The organism is Runella sp. (assembly GCF_965279615.1).
GTDB lineage: Bacteria > Bacteroidota > Bacteroidia > Cytophagales > Spirosomataceae > Runella.
Map to the genome: position 1 here is coordinate 2883628 of NZ_OZ257252.1, position 24337 is coordinate 2907964.

The following is a 24337-nucleotide window of genomic DNA, read 5'->3' on the forward strand; positions in this document are numbered from 1 at the left end:
ATTTACATTCAATCTCATGAAAAAACAGTTCATTTTCTTTCCATTCATGGCGGCGGCCATCACAGCCGCCGCCTTTACTTCCGCTCACGCTCAGCTAAGTACCTTTTCCAACGCCCAAAAGGCCGCTTTTATGGCCCTCGGCGGCTATGCCTACACCGAAACGGAGTTTCCGACCGGCGGGCCGTTTGCTAACTACGTTCGCTCCGGCGCTTCTCCCGAAACTCCCATTTCCTTCACTGCCACTGCTTCCGGAGGAATCTACAATGCAGGGGGGGCTTTATCAACCGACGCCCTACGCACACCCATAAGCATGACTTTCCTCGGCAATAACATCCGCAAGTTTGGGGCAGAGGTGTTTGGGAGCAGTCAAAGCGGTACTCCCATTGCCGGTACCGTTCAGGTGACGGCGACGACCAACTTGGGCTATACCGGTACACTGAATTGTGACCTGAACAACCGCTTTGCGGGTTTTCAGGTCACGGGCGAGAATGAATACATTACCTCCATTGTCTTTACTCCACCGGTAACAGGTACTATTTGGGCTTCGGCAGACAACCTCATTTTAGGAGATGATAAACCCCAAAACACGGCCCTGAACCTTGATGGAGTGGATGACCACGTTGTGATTCCGAATACCGTAGGAAACTTTACCACGGCGCAGGACTTCAGCGTATCACTTTGGGTAAAACCCAATGCCACCCAAATCAATAGCACCGAAAACGACATTATCAGCAAATGGGATGGCAACGGCAACTATCCTTTTGTGATCCGGTATTTCAACGAAAATCACCCCGACAGTAAAGGTCAAGTGTTTGCGGGGCAATGGGACGGAGCCAATTTCTCCTACGGCTTTTCGGGCGTCAGCATCAATGACGGCCAATGGCACCACGTATCCCTCACCAAATCCGGCATCACTTTTAAGCTATACATTGACGGGATTCTCAGAAGCACTTTTACGGATATCACCCCCAATGCCACCGACAATACCACGCCGCTTTTCTTGGGCAGAAGAGGCGATGGCAATAATCATTTCAAAGGCGAGATCGACGAAGTACGCCTGCGCAACGTGGCACTGACCGAAGCCGAAGTCCAAAACGATATGTATTGCCAATCGCCTTCGTTGACCAATCTGCCGGCCGCTTACAATTTCAACGAAGGGGTACCTAACGGCAACAACGAATTGCTGACGCAGGTCAACAATATTACGGGCAACAACCACGGCACCCTGACCAATATGGCCAAAACGGGCGACTCCTCCAATTTTGTCACGGGAAAGGTACGCTACGTCAAAGCCGATGCCGTTGGAGCCAACAACGGTTCTTCGTGGGCCAATGCCTATACGAGTTTGCAAAGTGCCCTGGCCGTACCTGCCGGCTCAACCTGCAATGACCTAATGGACGTGTGGGTGGCCAAAGGCACCTACAAGCCCCACCCCAACGATGTCAACGCGGCTTTTACCATTCCTTCGGCTTATCGGCTCTACGGCGGCTTTGCCGGAACGGAAGCAAGCATCAATCAGCGAAACCCGGCCTTGCTGCTGACGACCAATCTCACCCGACTCAGCGGAGATCTATCGGGCAACGATACGCCCAATTTTGGCAATCGCAGCGATAATTCCAAACAGGTAGTAACCATGCTAAATGTGTCCGGGAATATCCTTGACGGCTTTGAAGTGAGAGGTGCTGCCAATTCAGGCATGGTTATCAATAACTCTACGGTGCAAGTTGACCGGTGTAAGCTGACGGATAATCAGGCCTCGTCCGGGGGCGGTGCCTATTTCACTAACAGTAATATACTTCTAAGCCGATGTATGATCATGGGTAACTCGGCCAACGTTGGAGGCGGATTCTTTCTCACTGTAACCACCGGCACAAAAAACACGCGCGTGCTGCACTGCCTCATTACGGGCAATAAAGCTATTGCGGCAGGAGGAGGTGTGCTGAACAAGGCCGGCAGTATGGGAGCGGTGAACAACATATCCTACACAAATTGCACCATTGCAGGCAATGATCCGGAGGGGATGAGAAACGAAGGCCAAGGAGGGACAGTAAACATCCCCTTAGCCAACGCAGTATTGCACGGCAACGGAGACGGTATTATTACCAACAATTCCGGTGGCGGCAGCACCTCTACTACCATTATCTACAGCTTGGTCCAAGGCGTAACTACCGGAACGGGCAACCTCAACGGCAATACGGTCAACCCCAACTTTATGGATCTGCCGGCATTTTCTTCGGCGCCCACCACAGCGGGTGATTTTCACCTGAAATGGTGTTCTACACTCATCAATGCGGGCATCAATCCCACTACAGGTAACAATGCCGGGCAGTTACCACTGGATTTGGACCGAACCCCCACTCCTTTTAACACTAATTACGATATAGGCGCGTACGAGTATTTGGGCAATACCCCCTCCGGTACCGGCAACGCAGCTATCGCAGGGGCGATCACCTCCGGCACGTACGCGGGTACGGGGCCACAATCCATCACTTCCACCGCCAAAATCATCGCTCCCGCAGGTGCGATAGATTTTAAAGCCTCCAATTCGATAACGCTTAACCCTGGCTTCGAGGCGAGCGGCGTGAGTAAGTATTTTAAGGCTCAGATCGGGGCCAATGTGGCGTGCAGTAATTAAATCCGTCTAAATCCGTGTTGAAACATCCGTGTCATCTGTGTTCCATTCTTTTTAGCACACGGATGACACGGATGCAAGCAACACAGATTTTAAAAATTTTATTCTTATGCTGAAAGAAACAAAACATAACGAACTGACGGAGCAGATCATCAAAGTGTTTTATGACGTTTACAACGAATTGGGCTTTGGATTTTTGGAGAAAGTCTACCAAAACGCCCTATATTTGGAACTCAAAAACAGAGGCTTCAAAGTAGAAGTCCAAAAACAGATAAAAGTACATTTCAAAGGTTATGAAGTAGGCGAATATTATTCCGATTTGATTGTAAACGATGTCATCATTTTAGAGCTAAAAGCCGCCGAAGTCATCGTAGAAGTCTTTGAAAATCAATTAGTAAACTACCTTCGAGCCACTACTATTGAAGTAGGTTTACTGCTGAACTTCGGCAAAAGACCTGAACTCCGCCGCAAACTATTCGACAATGACAAAAAGAAACTGAAAAAATCCGTATAATCCGTGCTCCCGAACGCTTTCGGGATCCGTGTTATCCGTGTCCCATTATTGTCGTTAAATGGAACACGGATAAAAGCGATTGATTTCAAACCTCCAATGCCATTAAATAAAACCGCCGCAAAGCCCAAGCTCTGCGGCGGTTTTTTGAACGAATAACGGTTAACAATTAACGGTCCACCGATAGCGCCCCCTACTACTTCTTCAGATTTGCCAAATACTCGATCACATCACGAATCTCACGTTTTGAAAGCAATGAGCCCATTGGCGGCATGCCTGACGGCATATTTTCGCGCTTAGTGATGCGCGCTACCGGAATTACTAATGGCTCGGCATCAGAGGTGTTGATGGTCAATTCTTCGGGGGTTTCTTTCGCCAATGTACCGTTTACGGTTTGTCCGTCTTTGAGCGTAAGCGAGACTGAGCCAAAGCCCGGAGCAATACGCGCACTTGGCTCAATGAGCGCCTGCAACAATTGTTCGCGGGTGAGTGCATCACCAATGTGCGTCAACGATGGCCCAACGGCACCTCCCGTTCCTCCAATCGCGTGACAACGCACACACTGAGCCGTAGAGTTGGTATTGAAGATATTCCGTCCCTGAAAGCGATTGCCGCCGTACATTGTTTCGGCGTATTCGTCCAAGACCGAAGCGCCGGGCTTGAGCGACGCCATTTTGGTTTTTAAGGTCGCGACGCCCGATGCATCTACAGCTTCTTTCAATTCCAACGACAGGTTGGGCGACAGTTTTTTAGCGGCGAGTTGGTCGATCAGATCACCCAAGATCACCTGCGTTTTGTCAGCGTCCATTTTACCCAATACTTCCAGCATTTTTTGCTGTTCGCGCACTGTTCCCTTCGTAAAGACCGAACTTACAATGAGGGGCAAGGTCTCTTTCGTCATGTTTTTATTATCCAACAATCCCAACGCTACCGTACGCACACTTTCGTCTTTATCGTCCATCCCTTTTTTGATCAGGGCGTCCATTTGAGGATAGCTCAATCGGTTTAACGCAGGCAAAATCGCCGCTTTTACTTTGGCGTTTTCGGTAGCATCGTAGAGTTGTACTAATTGCGCATTGGCATCCGAAATTTTCAGATCCGACAACAAACCTGCCACCGCAATCAATGTTTCAGGATTTGTTTCTTTCAAAAAGGCGGCAATGTGTGGCATCACTTTGGCGCGTACACCGGCAGGATCTCTTTCGATCTTGCCACGATAACGGCCATCCACGCGGTCCATCACGGAAGGATCTGCCCACGTGCCCAACGTTGCCAATGCTTCGGCTTTAATATCATCTTTCAGGTCGGTACGGGTAGCAAAGGAAACCAACATATCCAATTCTTTGTCGCCGCCTACGCGCAATGCAGCGTTGATGGCGCGTCTCAAAATCACTTCAGAAGTGATGGCTTTGTCCTGCAATTTAGCCGCCAATGCCGGCAACGCACCTATGATCGACAGGTCGTCGTTGATACCGCGCGCCGCTTCCGCCACGATGTATTCGTCTTTGTCGTTGAGGAACAAGGCTATGTTATCATTTTTCAATCTTCTCAGCACCAATACACCGGCCGTACGCAACGCTTTGCTTGGGTGATTAGCCAAGGCAACAATAGGTTCCACTTTTCCAATGCGCGACAACGCCAACACACCCGCATGGCGAAGGTATACGTCTTCGTCGTTGTTAGCTCCTATCATCTCGATCAACGGCGTTACGGCATCCGCATAGGCGATCCTTCCCAATGCTTCTGCCGCGTAAAAACGTACGCGTGGACTTTGGCTTTTCAACAACGGAATCAGGTCATTACCGGCGGTTGCGATGCGGGCATCGCCCAACATTTTGGCGGCCTGCGTTACAATTTCCAAATCTTTATCTTTTAACAAAGGCATTAACAACGACGCATTGGCTTTGTCGATACGAGCCAATTGGCCTACTCCCCAAATGCCATGCACCCGCGCCAATTGGCTTTGGGTTTGGTCAATGGCTTTGGTCAACATCGGTACACCTTTTTTGCCCCGACTTACCAATTCAAACTGCGCTTTCTGACGGATACGCATGTCAGCATTGGACAACAACGAGTACAGCATATCTTCCGTTTGCGAAGGATAATTCAGTTGGATCAACCGTTTTGTTTCCTGACGAACAGTTGCCAAATCATTCTTCTCTTTGGTCACGTCGAGTTTCCACACGCGGCCGTAGTTTTTGGTATCCCAACCGTTGATCCAGTCGGCTACGTAGAGCGCACCATCGGGACCGAATTTGATACCTGTAGGCAAAATACCGCTTACGATGTCTTTTTCTCCGTCCAGATCAAACGACGCGCCTTTGGGTTTGAGGCCAAATGACCAGATGTGCGAGCGTGTAGGCGTTCCCACAAATTCCACCAGGAAAAACTTCTTTTTCCAATCCGAACCCAACGCCGTACCGGGATTATAAACCATTCCCGTAGGACCGTTGTGGTAATTCATAATGGGAGGAATGATATAGGCCGCCTGTCCGTCCCAACGGGGTTTGAATAGTTTTTCGTCCATCCATACCTTGTATTTATTGTTTTTGGGATCGGTGTATTTACCGTATTGCCAGTTGGAACGCCAGCCCGCATCTGAGCCCTGTACCACGTGTACCAGACGCTCACTTTCGCCGGGGTGGTCGCCGTCGTTATCGGATGAAATAAGATTGCCGTATTCGTCAAACACAAACTCGTGGGTGTTGCGCAAGCCGTGGGCAAAGATTTCAAAATCACTGCCGTCGGGATTGGAGCGTGCAATGATCCCTGAGTTGGGGTGCTCATGTTTTTTGCCGTCCGGAGAGGTGATATTGGCGCCAATGTCACCGATATTCCAGTAAATACGTCCGTCAGGTCCTTCCGTTACGCCCGACATTCCGTGACCGCTGAAACCAATATGCACTCCGTAGCCGTGACTGATCGACGTTTTTTTATCAATAATTCCGTCGCCGTTGCGGTCTTCCAATCGCCAAAGATCAGGGGCAATGGCCACAAACATATCCTTGGCGCGAACCAACATTCCGCCGGCTACGTCGGTTACTTCTTCATAAAAATCTTCCAAAACCCGTAACGAAACATCGGCGATACCATCGTTGTCGGTATCTTCCAAGCGCCATACTTCGTCTTTCTCTACGGCCAAATCCTTCCAGTCGTGCGAACCGTCTTCATTCAAGTCGGCCAACCACGCATTTTCCGTAGAACGTTCGGGCGAGAAGGTTTTCCGCAAAAAAGCCCGGCGATCCTCTACGGTTTGTAAACCAATGGATTCGGTCATCCAATCGCGGTGACCGCGAATGTCAAACTCAGAATTTTTCTGACGATTGGTACGGTTGAGGTAAACCCTTCCCTGATCATCAATGGCCATTGCCACGGGATCGGGAGCCAGAGAATCCGATGCCCAAAGATTGAGTTGAAGGCCGTCCGCCAATTTTACGGCCGTTTTTTCGCGAATTTCCCTGGCGTTGCTCAACGCCTTGGCAGGGTTTTCCCTGATCATAACGGGTTGGCTGCTGCGTGGCATCTTCATGCACGAAACCACCAAAAAGGCTACTCCAAGCGATGCTGAAAGCTGAATCTTAGCCTGTTTATTTAACTGCATGGGTATAGAACGTTTTGTGTTAGAGAGAAGCAAATTTAACGATATGACTAAGTAAAACGGCTACTTATCGGTTTTTACTTATGGTAAATCAGATTTTTAGCCCAGCTCTTTCGGATTTGAAATCCGAAAGCAAACTGATTCGGGATTTAAAATCCCGAATAGCGACGATAGTGACGGTAATGGTTGAAAGAAACACTTATAAGTGATAAGAAGAAAATGCCAATGGAAGCAGACTGTCCGCATTCTCCAAATAAATAATTCGGCCTGATGGGCTGCTTAAGATTACCCGCATGGAGCGTTGTTGGCGTTGGGTGGTTTCCAATAAACTCTGGCGACAAATTCCGCAGGGAGAGAGAATATGATCCAACGAATCCGGGTCCGTTCCGTTTCGGTATGAAATGGCAACTGCCGTTATTTTTTCTGAAGGAAAGGTGGAAGAAGCCACCGATAAAGCCACCCGTTCGGCACAGATACCCGCCGGAAAAGAGGCATTTTCCTGATTACTCCCTTTGATTATTTCACCATTAGCCAACAGCAACGCGGCCCCGACATGAAACTTTGAATAAGGGGCGTAAGAAAGCCGAACAGCTTCATTTGCCGCCTGCAAAAGCGCTCTTAAGTCGGGAGCCAATTCGTTGTCATTGTCAAACAACTGATACTCAAAAGAAACAGATTTATGCATAGGCAACTACCGACGCCGGTTTATCTGAGAACTGTAATACAAGTCTAATCAATTGGTATTCTTTGTAGTGCCACTTCACTTATTCCAAAAATAAGCAAATTAGTTTACTGTCCTACGGTTCCGTTCTAAAATTTGTACTTTAGGGTATAAATCTCTGCTCCGTGCTCTTTCGGATTTGAAATCGCGGCGGCGAACCGTCTACTCAATTATTTCCAAGCAAATCAAGTATTTAAGCTTCATTGTTGCCATCCAATACTATTCGATTATTCATAAACCTATATTCCAACTCATGATCAAACAGTTCACCCTTTCTATCGCATTGCTTCTATTTTGGAAGATTGATGCCCATACACAAGTTACCCAACGCAACATTTTGGGGAATAAATATTCTTTGGAATCGGTCAAACAAGCCTTGGTTCCACAGAACCGGTTCAAACCCTATCCCAAAACGACGGCAGAATGGAAAGCCGCTCTCCCCGACTCTGTTATTACCAAAACCATCAAGGCCGGCGAAGCCGTACTGGATTACAAATTTGAACCCATTTCCGCCACACTCTCCCTCGATTTTGTCCGTTCGGGCGACCGCGAACGGCACAGCAAAATTTCATTTGGCAAACGGAATGCGCTGATCGATATGGTTTTGGCAGAAAGTATCGAAGACAAAGGCCGTTTTACAGAAGCTATTCTAAACGGTGTTTGGTCGATCTGCGAAGAAAGCTTTTGGGGCGTTCCCGCTCATATCGGCGGCACCGGATTGCCTAACGTAGAAGACCGCATTGTGGATCTTTTTGCCGCCGAAACGGCTTCCGTTTTGGCTTTTGCTGACTATTTTACGGGCGAAAAACTGGACAAGATCAACAAGCTCGTCCGCAAACGGATCTATTACGAAACCAACAACCGCATCTTTGAACCCATGCTCAAAAATCCGGATCGTTATGGTTGGATGAGCAAAAAAAATGCCGTTAACAACTGGAATCCGTGGATCATGTCCAACTGGATGACCGCCAATTTATTATTGGAAAAAGACGAAACGCGCCGTGCGCAATCGTTGTATGCATCAATGGTGGGCTTAGACCTGTACTTAAACGGTTTGGGCGAAGACGGTGGTTGCGACGAAGGGCCGAGTTATTGGTTTGCCGCCGGTGCCTGCGTTTTTGATTGTCTCGAACTGCTCGACGAATCCACCAAAGGAAAAGTAGCCATTTACGATGAACCATTGATTCAAAAAATGGCCTCGTACGTATACAAAACCCACATTTCGGACGATTATTTCGTCAATTTTGCCGATGCTGACCCCAAGCTCAAACCCGACGGAATCATGTTGTATCGTTTCGGACAAAAAATCAACGATCCGCAGTTGAAGCAATTCGGCAAATGGGCAGTTGAAAAATACCCGGCGGCTATTTCCAACAACGGTTTTCATCGGATGCGAAAAATTCAAAATCTGTTAACGGTCAAAAACATTGAACCCGCACAAAACAGCTACGAGCCGGTTAAAAATGCATGGTTCAACGACATTCAGGTATTAACAACCCGCGCCGCCAACGGTTTTTACATGGCTACTCACGGCGGTCACAATGCCGAAAGTCATAATCATAATGATGTGGGCGATTTTCTGCTTTATGCCAACGGCGAGCCCGTCATTATTGACGCCGGACGCGGCAATTACACCGCTCGTACGTTTTCTTCGAAGCGCTATGAGTTGTGGTTTACGCAATCACAATACCATAATTTACCCATTATTAACGGTTTAGGGCAAATCGCGGGTCGCAGTTACGAAGCCACAAACGTAAAAAGTACGGTCAACGATAAAGAGTCTTCCCTCAGCATGAACATTGCCCCAAGCTACGACAAAGAGGCAGGCATTGCAACGTGGAACCGGACGGTAAAACTGAACCGAGCCAAAAATACAATAGAGATCAACGACGATTACGCACTCAATCAAAAGCCAAATTCATTGCAACAAGTCTTCATGACCGTTTGTGACATTGACATCGCCACTCCGGGAAAAGTCATTTTGAAAACGTGGAAAAATCAAACCGTTACGTTGCAATACGACCCTAAGCTTTGGAGCATTTCCACCGACCTTCCTTCTACCGACGGCATGGAATACGTCAGTTTCAAAACCAAATGGGACAATCATCCCGTACAGCGCATCATCCTGACCAATAAGGCATTGGCCCAAAAAGGGAAGTATGGATTTGTGTTGGGGATGAATTAACCAAAGATTTCAAATGTAGGTTTTTCTTGACAAGTTGTCAAGAAAAACCTACATTTGAATAAAAAATAAGTAACAATGAAAATAATGACCGTTGGAGACTTAAAAACACGGTTCTCTGAAATACTCCAGGAAGTACAGGCAGGAGAGGAAATAGCCGTTGCTTTTGGTAAAAAAAAGGAGATTGTTGCCTATCTGATTCCAACATCAGCCCGTAAGACAACAAAGCGCTCTTTAGGCATTCTGGCCAACAAAGGAAAAGTCACCTTTCAAAATGATTTTAGCATGACCGAAGAAGAATTCTTAGGTCTATGAGTTATTTACTTGATACTCACACGCTTATTTGGGCGATAACAGAGCCGCAGAAGTTATCTGCTACCGCAAAGAAAGTACTTATTAATGCTGAAAATGAGATTTTGGTAAGTGCTGTCAGCTTTTGGGAAATCTCATTAAAGTATTCCATTGGCAAATTAACATTGGAGGGTTATATACCCGAAGATTTTCCGAAAGCCGCCATAGCAACGGGCTTCAAGATTATTCCTTTAACCGCCGAAACCACTAGTACATATCATCACCTCAGAGCCTCTTATCATCGTGACCCATTTGATAAAATGCTGATTTGGCAAGCTATTCAACATGACCTCGCTCTCATAAGTTGTGATGAAAATGTACACAAATATGAGAGCGAAGGGTTGAAGGTTATTTGGTAAACCCTATCTTACATCACTTCTTTTAAAGCTTCTTCGTTAGCCTTAATCAACTGCCGTAAATGACTGTCTTCCAGCGCATAAGAAAAGAACAGACTTTCAAACTGCGAAGGAGCTAAGTAAATTCCGCGCTTGAGCATAGCCTGAAAATAGCGTCCGAACAATGGCAAATCCGAATTTTTGGCGGAGGTAAAATCAGTAACAGGTTGGTCGGTCATGAAAAGCGTAAACATCGACCCGATCTGATTAATGGTATAATTCAAACCCAATTTTTGAAGTGAGCTTTTGAAACCGGCGGTAATGATATTCCCTACTTCGTCCAGACGGGTATATACTTCCGGATGTGCTTCCAAATAACGCAACATCGCCAGTCCTGCCGACATCGCAATCGGGTTTCCTGAAAGCGTACCTGCCTGATACACCGGCCCTGCGGGAGAAACACAGTCCATGATCTCGCGTTTGCCACCGTAAGCGCCTACGGGCATACCGCCGCCGATAATTTTGCCCATGGTCGTCATATCGGGCATAATACCGAAACGCTCCTGCGCGCCGCCTTTGGCCAAACGGAATCCTGTCATTACTTCGTCAAAAATCAGAACAATTCCTTCTTTGGTACACAAAGTTCGAATGGCTTCCAGATAACCTTCATTGGGCAATACACAACCCATATTTCCAACCACCGGCTCCAAAATCAGCGCTGCGATTTGGCCTCGGTTGGTATCAACAAGTTGCTCCAACGCCGGTAAATCATTGAATGGTGCCGTAAGTGTGTCATTGGCCACGCCCTTGGTTACGCCCGGACTGTCGGGTACGCCCATCGTCACGGCGCCACTGCCGGCGGCAATCAAAAAGCTGTCGCCGTGGCCGTGATAACAGCCTTCAAATTTAATGATCTTGTCACGCCCTGTGTAGCCGCGCGCTACGCGAATGGCCGACATGGTCGCTTCTGTGCCGGAATTGACCATCCGCACTTTCTCGACCGAAGGCACCATGCTGACAATCAACTCCGCCATTTCCACTTCCTTGCGCGTAGGAGCGCCGAACGAAAACGAATTTTGAATCGCATCCGAAACGGCCTTTTCAATCAATTCATGCCCATGACCCAAGATCATCGGCCCCCACGAGTTGATAAATTCTAAATACTGATTTCCGTCTTCGTCATAGATGTAAGGGCCTTTGGCCGATTTGATAAAGATCGGCGAACCGCCCACCGCTCTGAACGCTCTGACGGGAGAATTTACCCCACCCGGAATGTATTGTTTTGCCTTTTCAAAAAGTTCCTGACTTTGTGTACGTTGCATTCGTTTTTCTTACTGATTAAATTGAAAAATCTCCTATTGTCCATTGGCCAAAATCCACCGCATATCGTCCATCTTCACAATAGGCACCATTTGGTTGTCATTGGAACTCTTATAGTTAAAGCCCGAAAGCAGATAATCGTCGTTATAGGTGCGCGTATCCAACCCGCTGCGAACCTGATTGCGGTATTTGTGCAACAAACGCCCGAAGAACAGAACAGCATCGTATCCCTGCATCGAATATACCGAAGGGATCGTATTTCGCTTGGTCAAATAGTTCATCTGGAAGTCTCTTACACTCTGTTTTGAGGTGTCAATAAATTCAGTATCAATGATATATACCTCACGCCCTGCCAACGCCGCAGGAACAATGTTCTGCATATTGAAGGCCAATGAACTCGCCAAAAGCGGAACCGTAAGCCGCCGTTTGGTCAACATATTCATTACTTTGGTTCCGTCCGTTTCGGTGCTGCTGAAAACTGCCACGTGGCCGGGCTTATTGAGCTCGGTTATCGTGGCCGCAGAGTCCAGTTTTTCCCGCGTTTTACGGAAATCAATGGTTTGGTAACCTGCATCGGTGGCCTTGATCCGGTAAGCGGCCGCCAAGGTGGAATCACGCCGGGTAGAACCGTAATAAATGGCAACTTTGCGAATGGGTGAAGGTTGCGAACGCATGAAATCGAACCCTTGCTGCGCCTGTCGTTCAAAAGAAGGTTGCAGCAATAATGTATTGGGGTGATTGACCAAAATATCGGTTGCAAGGCTCGTTGGATGAATAAAAAACACATTATTGGTCTCGGCATAATCGGCGGCCAGTTTGGCGGGTTCATTGTATACCGGTCCGATCAGAAGATCCGTTTGGACAAAGTTTGCGTTGTTGACCACATTGAGCATATCTTCCGGATCATTACCCACATCATACGTAAACAGATTGACCAAAATCCCTTCCTGTTGTAATTTCATTTTGGCCAATTTCATTCCTTCGTACATATCGAAGGCAAATTGATTGCTGCGTGCCCGTTGGTTGGGATTGAATTCCTGTAAACGGAACGGCAGCGCTACGGCCACATTATAATATCCTTTTTGAAGATTGTTTCCTCCCTGACGAACGGGGGAAACCGCCGTAGAAGGCTTGGACGCCACCGCTCCGAAACGATTGGTCAATTGGTCGGACAGTTCCAAATCTGACTTTTCGTTAGAGGTACGCTGGATCATGTCGATCAACGCCAACGCAACAGTCTTATCAGATGGGTGCTGTCGGTTCAGGCTTTTGAGGTAAGCTATGTCCTGTAATTTATTGACATAAAAGCGTTTAAGGCTCTCTGTTTCTTTTTTAACAGACGCGTTCGAAATTTCTTCCAGGTAATCCAACGCCTCGCCGAACTGCTTTTCCTGAAAAGCAATATCGGCCAACACATAACGCACATCGTCCATTTTCTTCCAATCGGGAAAGCGTTCCCGCAATTGCATCAACATCTGACGGCTTTCGGCCAAGCGGTTGGTTTTCAGTGTCGCCAACGACCAATAATAGTGCGCAAAGGGAGCTAGTCCGTGGGTATATTTACGGGCAGTGAGCGGGGTAAGCGCACTGATAGCCGACGCAAAATCACCCGATTTGTACAACGCTACTCCTCGCTTGTATTCGCGTTCATAAGTAGCGTCAACGCCTTGGGCATGCAACATGAAAGGAAAAAGACAAATCAACAGAAGGGATTTTCTCATCAGAAAAACATTAGTGGGGTAAATCAGGAGCCAAAGTTAAAAACAATTTTAACGTGTCTATTGTTGAGAGGCCAATGCTAACGTAAAAATAAGAAGATGCCTTAAAACAAAAAAGCCATCACGCTATATGCGAATGGCTTTTCTCACACTTAACCTATGATGAAAAGTTCAGAAGTATGATTCGGAACTTCAAACGTAACGTGAATATACGTTATTTTGTTTTAATCTTACAAACTTTTTTTCAAAAAAGTTTATTTGGGCTTATTTCAAATTCAGTTCTTCGCCGATGGATTTTACTTTTTGTTTCAGCGAATCGTACACGTCGTCGAAGTCTTCGTTGCGCTCCAATTTGGCCACTACGCCTACATAAAACTTGATTTTGGGCTCTGTACCGGAAGGGCGACACGTAAATTTGGTCCCATCGGCGGTAAAGAATTGAAGCACATTCGACGGCTCAATCCCCATACTTCCCGACGGAATATCTACAGTAGCTCCGTTTTCGGTGCGTTTCAACGATTTATAATCGTCAATACGAACAACCGGTGATCCTGCAATCGACTGAGGCGGGTTGGCACGGAAATCAGCCATCATTTGCTGAATCTCTTCTGCGCCGGTTTTGCCTTTTTTGGTCAATGAGATCAGGCCTTCGTAGTAGAAGCCAAATTGTTTGTATACTTCCATCAACAGATCAAACAGACTCAATCCTTTATCTTTGGCATAGGCCGTCAATTCGGCGATCATGGCGCAACTTGCAATGGCGTCTTTGTCGCGCACGGCATCGCCGATGAGGTAGCCGTAGCTTTCTTCACCGCCGCCAATGAATTGCTGCTGTCCTTCCAACTCTCTGATTACCTGTGCAATGTATTTAAAACCGGTTAAGGTATTGTAGCAATGTACGTTGTAGCTCGCCGCCATTTTGTCGATCAGATCGGTGGTTACGATGGTTTTGCACACAAACTCTTTGCCGGTCAATTTTCCTGCTTCTTTCCACGCCTGCAGGAGATAATAGATCAACAATGTAGCCGTTTGGTTTCCATTCAGGAGTTGAATTTCGCCATGATGATTCTTTACCGCAATCCCTACACGGTCGGCATCCGGATCGGTTCCCATGACCAAGTCAGCGTCTATTTCTTTGGCGCGATTTACCGCCATCGACATTGCCTCTGATTCTTCGGGGTTGGGATAGACAACCGTTGGAAACAATCCGTTTCCTTGAGGTTCAGCCTGTTCTTTAATGATCGTTACGTTTTCAAAACCCATTTTGGCCAACAGCTGCGGCACCAATGTTACGCCCGTACCGTGTAGCGGAGTGTACACGATTTTCAGGTCTTTTTGACGGGCAATGGCGTCTTTCGAGATCGAGAGCGACAAAATCTGAGCAATGTATTTTTCGTCAATTTCCTCGCCGATGGGATGAATTTTGGACGCATCGCCTTCAAATTTAATATCATCAATGGAGTGAATGGCGTTCACTTCTTCAATGATATTCTTATCGTGCGGAGCCACTACCTGCGAGCCGTCGTCCCAATAAGCCTTATAGCCATTGTACTCTTTCGGGTTGTGCGAAGCCGTAATGACCACGCCGCTTTTACAGCCCAAAATACGGGCGGCAAAACTTAGCTCAGGCGTAGGACGCAGGCCTTTGAAGAGATAGACATCAATGCCGTTGGCCGAAAAAATATTGGCCGTTACCTGCGCAAACTCGTCCGATTTGATGCGGCTGTCGTGGGCAATGGCAACGCTTATTTTTTCTCCCGAAAACGTTTTGTTTAAATAATTGGCCAATCCCTGCGTAGCCGCTCCCACGGTATATTGATTCATGCGGTTGGACCCGATCCCGATCAACCCACGCAATCCTCCCGTTCCAAACTCCAAGTCTTTATAAAACGAATCAGTAAGTTCAGTAAAGTTTTGTTTATCAACCAGTTGTTGGATATCAGCCTTTGTTTCGGCATCATAATTACCGCTAAGCCATTGGTCTACTTTGGTTTGTACAGCAGCTTCGAGCATAAAATTTCGAGTTTTGGATTTACAATTTTTAATAAAAAAGGGGAAACGTCCCCAAATTTAATGACTCGCCTGAATCTTGCAACTTTATGTTTTATTCAAACCGTATTTTAGGCAATAAAATAGCAGGCAAGTGCTTTACAATTCCTTACTACTGAGCGTAATTACTTATTATTTATTGAGAGTTTATAAATTCCGGCAAATCATCGGCACAAATTCACAAAAAAATACGTTTTAAAAAGTGGTTGCGGCGATTGGGTTGTCTATGAAAAAAAGAGAACGTTTAGAGGTACCGTTGGTACGATTTTTTTTAAGAATTATTAGTTTTGAAATTCTTTTTATTTACATAATAGCCATTGATTAAAATGCAATTACAGTTGATTGAAAAGCGCGCCGGGCTTACTCCCGAAGAATTTAGAGAACAATACCTTTTACCGGGTCGTCCTGTTGTTTTTCGTGACCTGGCTGCTGATTGGCCCGCTACGCAAAAATGGACATTTGATTATTTAAAACGGAATCATGGGCATTTGAAAGTGCCGCTTTTCGGCAATGATTTCCATGATGCCGGCAAAGGCTACATGGCCCCTAAAGTCCATATGCCTTTTGGAGATTATCTGGACCTGATTCAGGCGGGACCTACCGAATTACGGATGTTTTTGTACAACATCTTCCTGCATGCACCCGAATTGGTCAACGATGTTAAGATACCTACCATTATGCCCGGTTTTGTGAAAGAATATCCTTTTATGTTTTTCGGGGGACAGGGCGCGGTGGTAAAACTGCACTATGACATCGACTGCTCTTCGGTGTTTCTGACCCAGTTTCAGACGCGCAAACGCGTTATATTGTTTGCTCCGGACCAAAGCCGTTATTTGTATCAACATCCTTTTACGGTACAGAGTCACATAGACGTGCTGAATCCCGATTATGAAAAATATCCTGCTTTTCAAAAAGCGTCCGGTTGGGATACCGTGCTGGAACATGGCGAAACGATCTTCATTCCTTCTACTTTCTGGCATTTTATCCAATACGTAGACGGTGGATTCTCGATATCGCTCCGCGCCAACGACAGTGTATTTACCCGACTTCGGGGGTTGTCTAACATTGCCCGTCATTTTGTGGTGGACAAGGGAATGAACCAGCTCCTCGGCGCCCGTTGGAAGCACTGGAAAGAAGAAAAAGCGGAAGAAAGGGCAATGGCAATGAATTAAAACAATACTGAAAAAACGAAAGTGCGAAGTAAGAAAGAGGTAACTCCTCTCTCCTGCTTCACACTTTTTTATTTTACGGGGTAAGTTGCGGTTAATTAATTCCGATCTGAATTTCGGTAATGTTATTGGCGGTTTCTTCCAAATCTATCGTTGCATAAATTTCCCGACATTCACCGGTCATGGTAAGACCATTGGCCGAAAGATAGCCCATTGCTTTTCCATACGATTGGGGGAGGTTTTCCCAGGGCCCTTCATGAACAAGCGAAAGGCATTTGAGTGCAGGGATCTGCTTACTTTCAAAACCTTGAACTTCTGCCGCTTTCTCCTGAACAGGTAAGGCGATCACCAACGTAAAAACCGTTTCGGGGCGGCCGTCTATTCCGAAGTAATTCCATTGCAGAGCACCGCCGGGTTGGATGCCCAGTCGGTCGGCTTCACTGCATAGTTTCTGACCGACTAAGCCATACTTACTCAGTTCAGGAAGTCTGGCTTGTGTGGTGAAAGTAAGCGCGTTAAAAGGTTGCGTTTCTTTGATAATCATGGCTGTTGAATTTTGGGGTTTAGTTAAGTAAATCAGTTTTTAGGATAATCGTAGTTCACCATCCATTTTACGCCGAATTTATCATTCACCATTCCGAAATACGCTCCCCAGAACATATCCTGAAGCGGCAATTCTACATCTCCCCCTTCAGACAATCCGTTAAAGATTTTGTCGGCTTCTTCTTTGCTGTCTGCCGAGATAGATAAAGAGAAGTTGTTGCCAAAGGTGAGCGTATGTCCCATGGATTCCAAGGCATCGGTTCCCATCAATACATTGCCGTTGCCGATTGGCAGCGCTATGTGCATGAGTTTTTCATTGTCTTCTGCCGATAGCTTATCACCTTCGGGTGTATCTTTAAAGCGTTGAACTGCCAGGAATTCGCCGCCAAAGACGGATTTGTAAAAGTTAAATGCTTCTTCCGTGTTCCCTAAAAAGTTGAGATAAGGATTGATTGCTGCCATGGTTGCTTTTTGTTTAAGAATAAATAAATGATTGTTTTTATTACTGAAACAAAGATACGACCGGCAAGTGACAACGGTATGTCAGTAGGGTTGAAGATAATGTTCCTGAATTTCGAGCGCCAATTTTTGCATCATTGCTTTCATCTCCGGCGGATTCTCTACGGTGATATGTTTCCCGTAGGTCATAAGCCAACGACCCATGCCTTCAAAGTGCTGCGCCATAAAGGTCATTTTGACATATTTTTCGTGTACTTCCTCCGAGATAAACCCCCACGAATAACGCTGCTCCTGCATAAACAATGCCGCCCCCTTATGCACCCAAAGTGTCACTTCTTCGAGGTGCTCCTGTACCCGCAGTTGGTCGAGGTAAGCTTGCAGGGTAAGCAGATTCTGTTTTGGAAAAAATCGCTCGGTATTGGTCAGATTTTGAATGCGGTCAGTTCGAAAATCCCGGTAATCGCCGCGTAATCGGCAAAAAGCGATCAAATGCCAATGAGAACTGTAATATACTAAGCCAATGGGTTCTATTTCCCTCTGTGTATTTTGCTTATGAAAATTGTTTACATAATCAATGCACAAAACGTGTTGGCGCACAATGGCCTGCTGAATCTGGTTGAGCAAATGCACCGAAAAAGGTTCCTGCCGATGACGCGCCAACACGGCCACCCGTGATTCCAGATCTTCCAAGTGCTCTTTGTCATTGCGTTTCAACACCGATTTTATTTTGTAAAACGCAGAATCGAACCCTTCACGCAGCGACTCATCGGCCATTTTACCGATCAATTTGGCCCCAAAAAGCAATGCACTCGCTTCTTCGTTGGTAAACATAACGGGCGGCAAATGATAATCTTCCAGAAAATAACCCACGCCGGCTTCCGCGCCAATAGGTACGCCGGCTTCTTCCAACGCTCGTATGTCTCGGTATACGGTGCGTAAACTCATGCCGAAACGGTCGGCTATTTCCTGCGCTTTTACGACGCGTTTGGATTGTAACTGAATCAAAATAGCGGTAAGGCGGTCGATACGGTTCATGAGTAAGAGGAATAGCTGAAAAACAAATGAAAGGCTGAATTCGCAGGAACATTTTGCAAACTCCCGATTCCGTTATAGTATTGGGTATGATTTTCAAAATTCCTAAAATTCCATGACTTCACGCCAATTTCTGTTCTTTTTTGTCATTACTTTAGGACTCACTGCCTGCAATCGGCCCGCAGATAATGTTGAGGAAGCCCAAAAACGTCTGACGAGTGTGCCTAAATGGCAAATTCAGGAGATATTGATGGACGAGGCCCCCTTATTTAAAAATGGGAAACACATCCCGCACATCAGTGGCGTGCAGTTCGATTCGTACATGGAATGGGTACGTTTTTTACCCGATGGCAGCTTTGAAGGACATTTTAACGGCGCAAAAGATACCCAAAAATTTCAGTGGGAGGCCTATGTTAAGCAAAACGTGATTGCCTTACGCGACACCGCCACCAAAACAGGTGGCTGGAACATCTATCCGCGCAATGTTTACAAAGACAGTTTTGAAATGGAAACCCGCAGCAGTGTATACGACCCGCCACGCGTAACCAAACTGACGTTGAAATTTAAGCCGCTTTAAAACAATCAATTCTTAGTTGGGTAAAAATGTGCAGGCTCAACCTCGTTGAGTAAAAACGGCCTCATTCTTTCGATCGTTTTGTATCAGTAAACGCATGGCATAAACCTTTTGAGAAGTCAATTGTATTTCCAATTGATTTTCAATTAAACGATCAAAGTCATGAAAAAGGAAAAAGAAACACAGGACAACAAGATCTCTCCGAAAAGCCAAGAGGGACAGGGAGCCAAAATACCGAGCGATCCGGCCACTACCTACACGGAATCCAATTATAAAAGCGGCTTCCCCAACAAAGGCGCCGAGCAACATTCAAAAAATAAATCAAAATAGAACCGCACATTTTGCGGTGATTACCGGTAGAGACGCAACATGTGTTGCGTCTCTACTGTATATGCCTATTAAAATGCTGTCGCAATTTCTTTGAAGAAACGCACCTCATTAAAATATTTTTCTTCAGGGCTACAGCCCAAACGTACCACCACTAACTGCTTGGATGGAATAATGAGTACAAACTGCCCTTCAAAACCATTCATCGTAAAACTATCCGCAGGCAAGCCGTCTTTGCGAACATAGGTCCAAAAATGCGCCCCATATCTACCTTCCGAATGAGGCGTTTCGCGCGACGAATACGTTACCCAACCTTCGGGCAGCAAACGTTCGCCTTTCCAAATGCCATCCTGTGCGTACAACTGTCCAAATTTGGCCCAATCACGCGCCGAAGCGTACATAAACGACGAGCCCACGAACGTTCCCGAAGCATCGGGTTCAAGGACTGCGGTGTTCATGCCCAGCTTTTGAAACAATCGTTGATGCGGGAAATTCAGGTATTCAGTCCGGGTCTTACATTGACGACGAATGATTTCCTGTAAAATATTGCTCGTTCCGCTTGAGTAATACCATTTGGTCGCGGGTGGCACTTCTACCGAGCTTTGGATGGCGTATTTTCCCGCACCCGGTGCCGCGAAAAGCATCTTGGTTGCATCGCTGATGCCGCTGTATATTTCTCCAAATTTAAGTCCGCTGCTCATTCGGAGCAGATCATCTGTGGTAATCACCTTTCTGGTGTCGTTGGCCCATTCTTCGATGGGAGCCGGTTTAGTAACATCCAGTTTCCCGTCTTTCACCAACATTCCCACCATCGCATTGGTCACGCTTTTGGTCATGGACCATCCCATCAATGCCGTTGTGGACGTAATTCCATTTGCATAGCGCTCCGCCACTATTTTACCTTTGTGCAGCACTACCACGGCTCGCGTCCTGACGGGGTGCTTAGGGTCAGGTTCTGCAAAAGCCCAATTCAACGTTTTTTTGAGGGTTTCCTGCTGCGGTTGCGGTAAAATGGAATCGGTTAACACCTCAGTTTGAGAAGTCATTTCTTCCACTTTTGGTTGTTGCCGCAGTTCTTCGGCGGTAATGTCATTCAAAATCGTACACCCTAATTTGGGGCGAAAAGCAGCGGTTTTGGAAGCAATTCCAAAGATGGTTGCGGTGGCCGTTTTGGCCACTGTATCAATGGTTTTGGTACCAAACGGAATGCTGTATAAATCTTCCGCTACCACCGACTCCAAACTTCTCCCGGATACATACACACACGAACAAATGGTCTTGGCATTGTAGCCCGCGCCGATCAGCGCATAGCGATAGGCATAATTGGCGGCGTAGACTATGCCAATGAGCAATAGGGCAAAAATTGTGTAGAGGATTTTCTTTTTAGTGGTCATGAGGGTAAAGTAAAGATAATGGAGGGTTCACCATAAAAAATCCTTTCCAAGTCTTTAAGACGGGGTCGCCCGGACGGGGTCGCTCAGACTTGGAAAGGTTGAAAATTCAATCATTATTTTCCCAATCCCTCATACACCACCTGCATAATGGCCGTGCGGACGTTGAGGGTTGAGATCTTATTATTGTCGCGGGTTGGATACACGCGGTTGGATAAGAATACATAATTGAGGTTGTATGCGGGGTCGTTCCAGATCATGATGCCCGTATAGCCTGTATGCCCGTAACTCATCGCAGTGGCACTTTTTGGCGAGTTACCACAATACACACGGCACGGTTTATCAAAGCCAATTCCGCGACGTGATTCGGGGAATTGGTAGCTTGTAAACTCGTTCATCGTGTTTTCGGAAATAAATGATTCTCCGCCGTAACTGCCTTTTTGGAGGTACAATTGGGTCACTTTCATCAGGTCGTTGGCATTACCAAAAAGCCCCGCGTGACCGCTGAGTCCGTCCAACATACCGGCTCCTTCGTCGTGTACGCGGCCATGAACGAGCGTTTGACGGAAGAAGGTATCACGCTCTGTGGGCACGATTTTGCTTAGATCATAAAACCGTCTTGGGTTAAACGTCAACGAATTGGCACCGATTTTCCGATAAACGTTGGTTTTTAAATACTCTTCAAACGGCACACCGGTAATGTTTTCAACCACCTGCGGATACAGCATAAAGGAGAGATCAGAATAAATATAGTCCTTCTTCTCGTTGAGCGGCGATTCTCTGATGGCTTTAAAAATGGTCTTACGGTATTTTTTGTGTAGCCACAGACTGTCCGTTATCTGAACTGTGTAAGGGCCGTGCGACGTTTTACCCCAACTGAACGTACGTTTTTTCCATGTTCCGTCGGCATTTTTAGTATCGCGCCAGAACGCAATAAACGCTTTCAGGCCCGCCTGATGCGTCAGCACTTGCCGCCACACCAAGTCTGCTTTGTTGGAATTTTTATAATCGGGCAAATAATCCTTCATCGTCCCGTCCAAATTAAACTTACCTTCGCTATGCAACCGCGCCAACGCCATAGTCGAACCCGCAATTTTAGTTACCGAAGCAAAATCATATAAGTCAGTGAGCTGAACGGGACGCGGCGGAACCCCACCCCCTGCCCCTCCCCTTTGATGGAGGGGAGTAGAATCTTCCCTCCCTACAGGGGAGGGGTTAGCATACACGTGCGTACCGTACGCTTTGCGGTAAAATACTTTTCCATCTTTGGCCAATTGAACGACTATACTTGGGGTTGCCTTCTGGGCAATGGCATTGTTGGCCAAGGAGTCAATTTTGAACGAAAGCCATTTACTGTCCAATCCCACTTCTTCCGGAATGGTATATTTAAGGCGGCCAATGGCCGGAATATCAAGCCCCGCTCCGTAGCCGAATCGGGCATTGACACTCACCGGCAGTTTGCCTTTGGCCGCAATGGCCCCAAACAATAATTGTGCAGACAATTCCTCGGTAAAAGGCGTCAGTTGATATGCCATCACCAGCGCTTTTGCATTGGCAACATCTTCCAGTTTATTGAGCGAATACGCATTGCCGAATACCGTAATGACTGAATTACCATTATTTGCCAGTTCCTTCACCCAAGCCGCCGTGGTGGGCGTAATGCCATAATTCGCTCCGGGACGAATATTATTGAGATGTGCTCCCACCAACACTACATCGTAGCTTTTCAGTGCCGTACGAATTTTGGCCTGCACGCTGTCGGGCGTTTGAGGATGAATTACGTAATGATCGACGTTGGTGTACAATGAAAGTGTTTTCTGAAAGGTAGTGAGGTCGCCGGTGTTAGTGGTTTCATTGCGAGTACCAAGCGCCACCACGCCGTCTTTGGTAGCCGTTGTGGCGGCAGGGGCATCGGTCAGTGAAACGGAAGCGATGTTTACTTTGTCCAAATGCTTGATGGGCAGAATATACCCTTCGTTCTTCAATACGGTCAGCGCGTTTTCGGTGAGCAAACGGTTAAGGAGTTCAGACTGTTTATCGTTGATGTCGGCAATCAGATTTTTGGTCTCAATGGGTTTGAAGTTATCCAATCCGACCCACGCTTTTGCGGCCAATACTTTTTTGACCCGCGCATCTATCTCAGCCTGACTGATACGACCTTCAGCAATGGATTTTTTGATCTCGGCAATGGCAGCCGGCACGTTAGGGCTAAACTCCAATATGTCCATTCCCGCTTCCAGGCCTTTCGCATCGCCTGTGCCGTTGGGGAAATATTTGGTTAACCCCTTCATGTTCATAGCGTCGGAATAGATGAGACCATTGAAGTGCAGCTGGTCCTTCAATACACCCGTTACAATGGGTTTTGAAAGCGTTGACGGCAGATTTGGCGTAGTATCAAAGGTAGGAATCGCTAAGTGCGCCATCATCACCCCATCAGCACCTTTTTCGATCAACTTACGAAAAGGATACAATTCGACCGAATCCAGGCGCGCACGATTGTGCGGAATAACCGGCAGGTCAAAATGCGAATCTACGCCCGTATCGCCGTGACCGGGGAAGTGTTTCAGCGAGCTCAAAATGCCGCCGTCCTGCATTCCTTTCATGTAAGCGTACGATTTCTCAAACACTTTTTGGGGATTTTCACCGAACGAACGAAAATTAATGACGGGGTTATTGGCGTTATTATTGACGTCTACCGAAGGAGCAAAATTGATGTGTACACCCAGTCGTTTTTTCTGAGCCGCCAGTGCGCGGCCCATTTTATAGATCAGTTCGTCATTGCCCTGAATCGCCCCCATTGTCATTTGATACGGAAACCGCACCGCACTGTCCAAGCGCATGGCTAAACCCCATTCGGAATCCATCGCAACCAACAACGGTACTTTAGAGATCGATTGATAATAGTTGGTCAGCTGCGCCTGCTGCACCGGGCCGCCCTGAAAGAAAATAACGCCACCTACTTTATAGTCGCGAATGTATTGCGCCACCACGCGCGGATTAGAAAAAGTCGTGTCAATGATCACCCTTTTGGGATTGGTCGGATAACCGTGCGCCGCCACCATGATGAGTTGAGCAATGCGTTCATCGGGTGTCAAACTGTTAAAAACCGAGTCTATCCAGCGTTGATTGGGATGTTGTAAAAAGGGAGGTGTGGTTTGGGCAAAAGTTGTACTGCAAAATGTCAATAAGAGTAGTAGGAACAGAAGCTTTTTCATGTAATTCCGCAAGAATGCCGGCGTTGATGGTTATTGATAGTCAAAGGTTGAAAAAAGGTACACATAAGTCAAATCCCGGTATCAAAAAGATTGACACACATTTATAAAAAGCTCCACGAAAAGAGTCTTTGACGGGGCTTTTTATTTTTTAAAGACCTTTTCTGAGCTACCGTGTACACATTGATTATAAGATCATATTTTAGACTGAAA

The 24337-nt window shown here is 46.7% G+C and carries 18 protein-coding genes; 8 read left to right on the top strand and 10 right to left on the bottom strand.

Translation table 11 applies throughout. The features are described from left to right. Nucleotides 1-16: 16 nt before the first annotated feature. Together ACQY73_RS12355 and ACQY73_RS12360 are read left to right on the top strand one after the other, a co-directional pair. On the top strand, nucleotides 17-2635 hold the full coding sequence (locus ACQY73_RS12355; protein ID WP_428666197.1) for a LamG domain-containing protein: 2619 nt from the start codon (nucleotides 17-19) through the stop codon (nucleotides 2633-2635). A gap of 106 nt (nucleotides 2636-2741) precedes the next feature. After that, a complete protein-coding gene (locus tag ACQY73_RS12360; protein WP_428666200.1) occupies nucleotides 2742-3146 on the top strand; it encodes a GxxExxY protein in 405 nt (134 codons plus the stop codon). Between the two features lie 193 nt (nucleotides 3147-3339). On the opposite strand, the gene ACQY73_RS12365 is transcribed toward ACQY73_RS12360, so the two are convergent. Both ACQY73_RS12365 and ACQY73_RS12370 read right to left on the bottom strand, forming a co-directional pair. Beyond that, the gene (locus tag ACQY73_RS12365; RefSeq protein WP_428666202.1) at nucleotides 3340-6744 is read right to left on the bottom strand and encodes a PVC-type heme-binding CxxCH protein; all 3405 of its coding nucleotides are present in this window, start codon (nucleotides 6742-6744) and stop codon (nucleotides 3340-3342) included. 196 nt (nucleotides 6745-6940) lie between these two features. Then, nucleotides 6941-7426 (bottom strand): cytidine deaminase, encoded by a 486-nt coding sequence (locus tag ACQY73_RS12370; RefSeq protein ID WP_428666205.1) that lies wholly within the window; start codon nucleotides 7424-7426, stop codon nucleotides 6941-6943. A 289-nt stretch (nucleotides 7427-7715) separates the two neighbouring features. Here ACQY73_RS12370 and ACQY73_RS12375 point away from each other — a divergent pair, with 289 nt between their 5' ends. The 3 genes from ACQY73_RS12375 to ACQY73_RS12385 all read left to right on the top strand — a co-directional run bounded on the left by ACQY73_RS12375 (nucleotide 7716) and on the right by ACQY73_RS12385 (nucleotide 10354). Then, complete coding sequence (locus tag ACQY73_RS12375) at nucleotides 7716-9647, top strand: heparinase II/III domain-containing protein (protein ID WP_428666208.1); 1932 nt, start codon at nucleotides 7716-7718, stop codon at nucleotides 9645-9647. A 75-nt stretch (nucleotides 9648-9722) separates the two neighbouring features. Then, complete coding sequence (locus ACQY73_RS12380) at nucleotides 9723-9959, top strand: type II toxin-antitoxin system Phd/YefM family antitoxin (RefSeq protein ID WP_428666211.1); 237 nt, start codon at nucleotides 9723-9725, stop codon at nucleotides 9957-9959. Then, the gene (locus ACQY73_RS12385) at nucleotides 9956-10354 is read left to right on the top strand and encodes a type II toxin-antitoxin system VapC family toxin (protein ID WP_428666214.1); all 399 of its coding nucleotides are present in this window, start codon (nucleotides 9956-9958) and stop codon (nucleotides 10352-10354) included. Before ACQY73_RS12380 ends, ACQY73_RS12385 begins: the two co-directional genes overlap by 4 nt. Nucleotides 10355-10362: 8 nt before the next feature. Here the strand turns inward: ACQY73_RS12385 and hemL are convergent, their stop codons facing one another. The 3 genes from hemL to ACQY73_RS12400 all read right to left on the bottom strand — a co-directional run bounded on the left by hemL (nucleotide 10363) and on the right by ACQY73_RS12400 (nucleotide 15381). Then, nucleotides 10363-11652 carry a glutamate-1-semialdehyde 2,1-aminomutase gene (gene hemL / locus ACQY73_RS12390; RefSeq protein WP_428666217.1) on the bottom strand — a complete coding sequence of 430 codons (1290 nt, stop codon included), beginning with the start codon at nucleotides 11650-11652 and terminating at the stop codon, nucleotides 10363-10365. A gap of 33 nt (nucleotides 11653-11685) precedes the next feature. Continuing rightward, nucleotides 11686-13371, bottom strand: a complete 1686-nt coding sequence (locus ACQY73_RS12395; protein WP_428666220.1) for an ABC transporter substrate-binding protein — start codon at nucleotides 13369-13371, stop codon at nucleotides 11686-11688. A 261-nt stretch (nucleotides 13372-13632) separates the two neighbouring features. After that, complete coding sequence (locus ACQY73_RS12400) at nucleotides 13633-15381, bottom strand: phospho-sugar mutase (RefSeq protein ID WP_428666223.1); 1749 nt, start codon at nucleotides 15379-15381, stop codon at nucleotides 13633-13635. Between the two features lie 362 nt (nucleotides 15382-15743). Between ACQY73_RS12400 and ACQY73_RS12405 the strand changes: the two genes are divergently transcribed. Next, nucleotides 15744-16589, top strand: coding sequence for a cupin-like domain-containing protein (locus ACQY73_RS12405; protein ID WP_428666226.1), 846 nt, complete (start codon nucleotides 15744-15746; stop codon nucleotides 16587-16589). A gap of 91 nt (nucleotides 16590-16680) precedes the next feature. Here the strand turns inward: ACQY73_RS12405 and ACQY73_RS12410 are convergent, their stop codons facing one another. The 3 genes from ACQY73_RS12410 to ACQY73_RS12420 form a co-directional block, all read right to left on the bottom strand. Next, nucleotides 16681-17130: a GyrI-like domain-containing protein gene (locus ACQY73_RS12410; RefSeq protein WP_428666229.1), complete on the bottom strand. Its 450-nt coding sequence runs from the start codon at nucleotides 17128-17130 to the stop codon at nucleotides 16681-16683. Between the two features lie 32 nt (nucleotides 17131-17162). Continuing rightward, nucleotides 17163-17591 (bottom strand): VOC family protein, encoded by a 429-nt coding sequence (locus ACQY73_RS12415; protein WP_428666232.1) that lies wholly within the window; start codon nucleotides 17589-17591, stop codon nucleotides 17163-17165. A gap of 81 nt (nucleotides 17592-17672) precedes the next feature. Further along, nucleotides 17673-18623 (bottom strand): helix-turn-helix transcriptional regulator, encoded by a 951-nt coding sequence (locus ACQY73_RS12420; protein WP_428666235.1) that lies wholly within the window; start codon nucleotides 18621-18623, stop codon nucleotides 17673-17675. A gap of 112 nt (nucleotides 18624-18735) precedes the next feature. On the opposite strand from ACQY73_RS12420, the gene ACQY73_RS12425 reads away from it, so the two are divergent. Both ACQY73_RS12425 and ACQY73_RS12430 read left to right on the top strand, forming a co-directional pair. Continuing rightward, entirely contained in the window at nucleotides 18736-19197 is a 462-nt protein-coding gene (locus ACQY73_RS12425) for a hypothetical protein (protein ID WP_428666238.1), read from the top strand. Nucleotides 19198-19356: 159 nt separating this feature from the next. Continuing rightward, the gene (locus ACQY73_RS12430) at nucleotides 19357-19524 is read left to right on the top strand and encodes a hypothetical protein (RefSeq protein ID WP_428666241.1); all 168 of its coding nucleotides are present in this window, start codon (nucleotides 19357-19359) and stop codon (nucleotides 19522-19524) included. Between the two features lie 68 nt (nucleotides 19525-19592). On the opposite strand, the gene ACQY73_RS12435 is transcribed toward ACQY73_RS12430, so the two are convergent. Further along, nucleotides 19593-20915: a serine hydrolase domain-containing protein gene (locus ACQY73_RS12435; protein WP_428666244.1), complete on the bottom strand. Its 1323-nt coding sequence runs from the start codon at nucleotides 20913-20915 to the stop codon at nucleotides 19593-19595. 113 nt (nucleotides 20916-21028) lie between these two features. Next, on the bottom strand, nucleotides 21029-24127 hold the full coding sequence (locus ACQY73_RS12440) for a glycoside hydrolase family 3 N-terminal domain-containing protein (RefSeq protein WP_428666247.1): 3099 nt from the start codon (nucleotides 24125-24127) through the stop codon (nucleotides 21029-21031). Nucleotides 24128-24337: the final 210 nt, after the last annotated feature.

Bases quoted from the DNA above. Each gene is read 5' to 3' on its own strand.
- ACQY73_RS12355 (WP_428666197.1), top strand. From the start codon at position 17: ATGAAAAAACAGTTCATTTTCTTTCCATTCATGGCGGCGGCCATCACA.
- ACQY73_RS12360 (WP_428666200.1), top strand. From the start codon at position 2,742: ATGCTGAAAGAAACAAAACATAACGAACTGACGGAGCAGATCATCAAA.
- ACQY73_RS12365 (WP_428666202.1), bottom strand. From the start codon at position 6,744: ATGCAGTTAAATAAACAGGCTAAGATTCAGCTTTCAGCATCGCTTGGA.
- ACQY73_RS12370 (WP_428666205.1), bottom strand. From the start codon at position 7,426: ATGCATAAATCTGTTTCTTTTGAGTATCAGTTGTTTGACAATGACAAC.
- ACQY73_RS12375 (WP_428666208.1), top strand. From the start codon at position 7,716: ATGATCAAACAGTTCACCCTTTCTATCGCATTGCTTCTATTTTGGAAG.
- ACQY73_RS12380 (WP_428666211.1), top strand. From the start codon at position 9,723: ATGAAAATAATGACCGTTGGAGACTTAAAAACACGGTTCTCTGAAATA.
- ACQY73_RS12385 (WP_428666214.1), top strand. From the start codon at position 9,956: ATGAGTTATTTACTTGATACTCACACGCTTATTTGGGCGATAACAGAG.
- hemL (WP_428666217.1), bottom strand. From the start codon at position 11,652: ATGCAACGTACACAAAGTCAGGAACTTTTTGAAAAGGCAAAACAATAC.
- ACQY73_RS12395 (WP_428666220.1), bottom strand. From the start codon at position 13,371: ATGAGAAAATCCCTTCTGTTGATTTGTCTTTTTCCTTTCATGTTGCAT.
- ACQY73_RS12400 (WP_428666223.1), bottom strand. From the start codon at position 15,381: ATGCTCGAAGCTGCTGTACAAACCAAAGTAGACCAATGGCTTAGCGGT.
- ACQY73_RS12405 (WP_428666226.1), top strand. From the start codon at position 15,744: ATGCAATTACAGTTGATTGAAAAGCGCGCCGGGCTTACTCCCGAAGAA.
- ACQY73_RS12410 (WP_428666229.1), bottom strand. From the start codon at position 17,130: ATGATTATCAAAGAAACGCAACCTTTTAACGCGCTTACTTTCACCACA.
- ACQY73_RS12415 (WP_428666232.1), bottom strand. From the start codon at position 17,591: ATGGCAGCAATCAATCCTTATCTCAACTTTTTAGGGAACACGGAAGAA.
- ACQY73_RS12420 (WP_428666235.1), bottom strand. From the start codon at position 18,623: ATGAACCGTATCGACCGCCTTACCGCTATTTTGATTCAGTTACAATCC.
- ACQY73_RS12425 (WP_428666238.1), top strand. From the start codon at position 18,736: ATGACTTCACGCCAATTTCTGTTCTTTTTTGTCATTACTTTAGGACTC.
- ACQY73_RS12430 (WP_428666241.1), top strand. From the start codon at position 19,357: ATGAAAAAGGAAAAAGAAACACAGGACAACAAGATCTCTCCGAAAAGC.
- ACQY73_RS12435 (WP_428666244.1), bottom strand. From the start codon at position 20,915: ATGACCACTAAAAAGAAAATCCTCTACACAATTTTTGCCCTATTGCTC.
- ACQY73_RS12440 (WP_428666247.1), bottom strand. From the start codon at position 24,127: ATGAAAAAGCTTCTGTTCCTACTACTCTTATTGACATTTTGCAGTACA.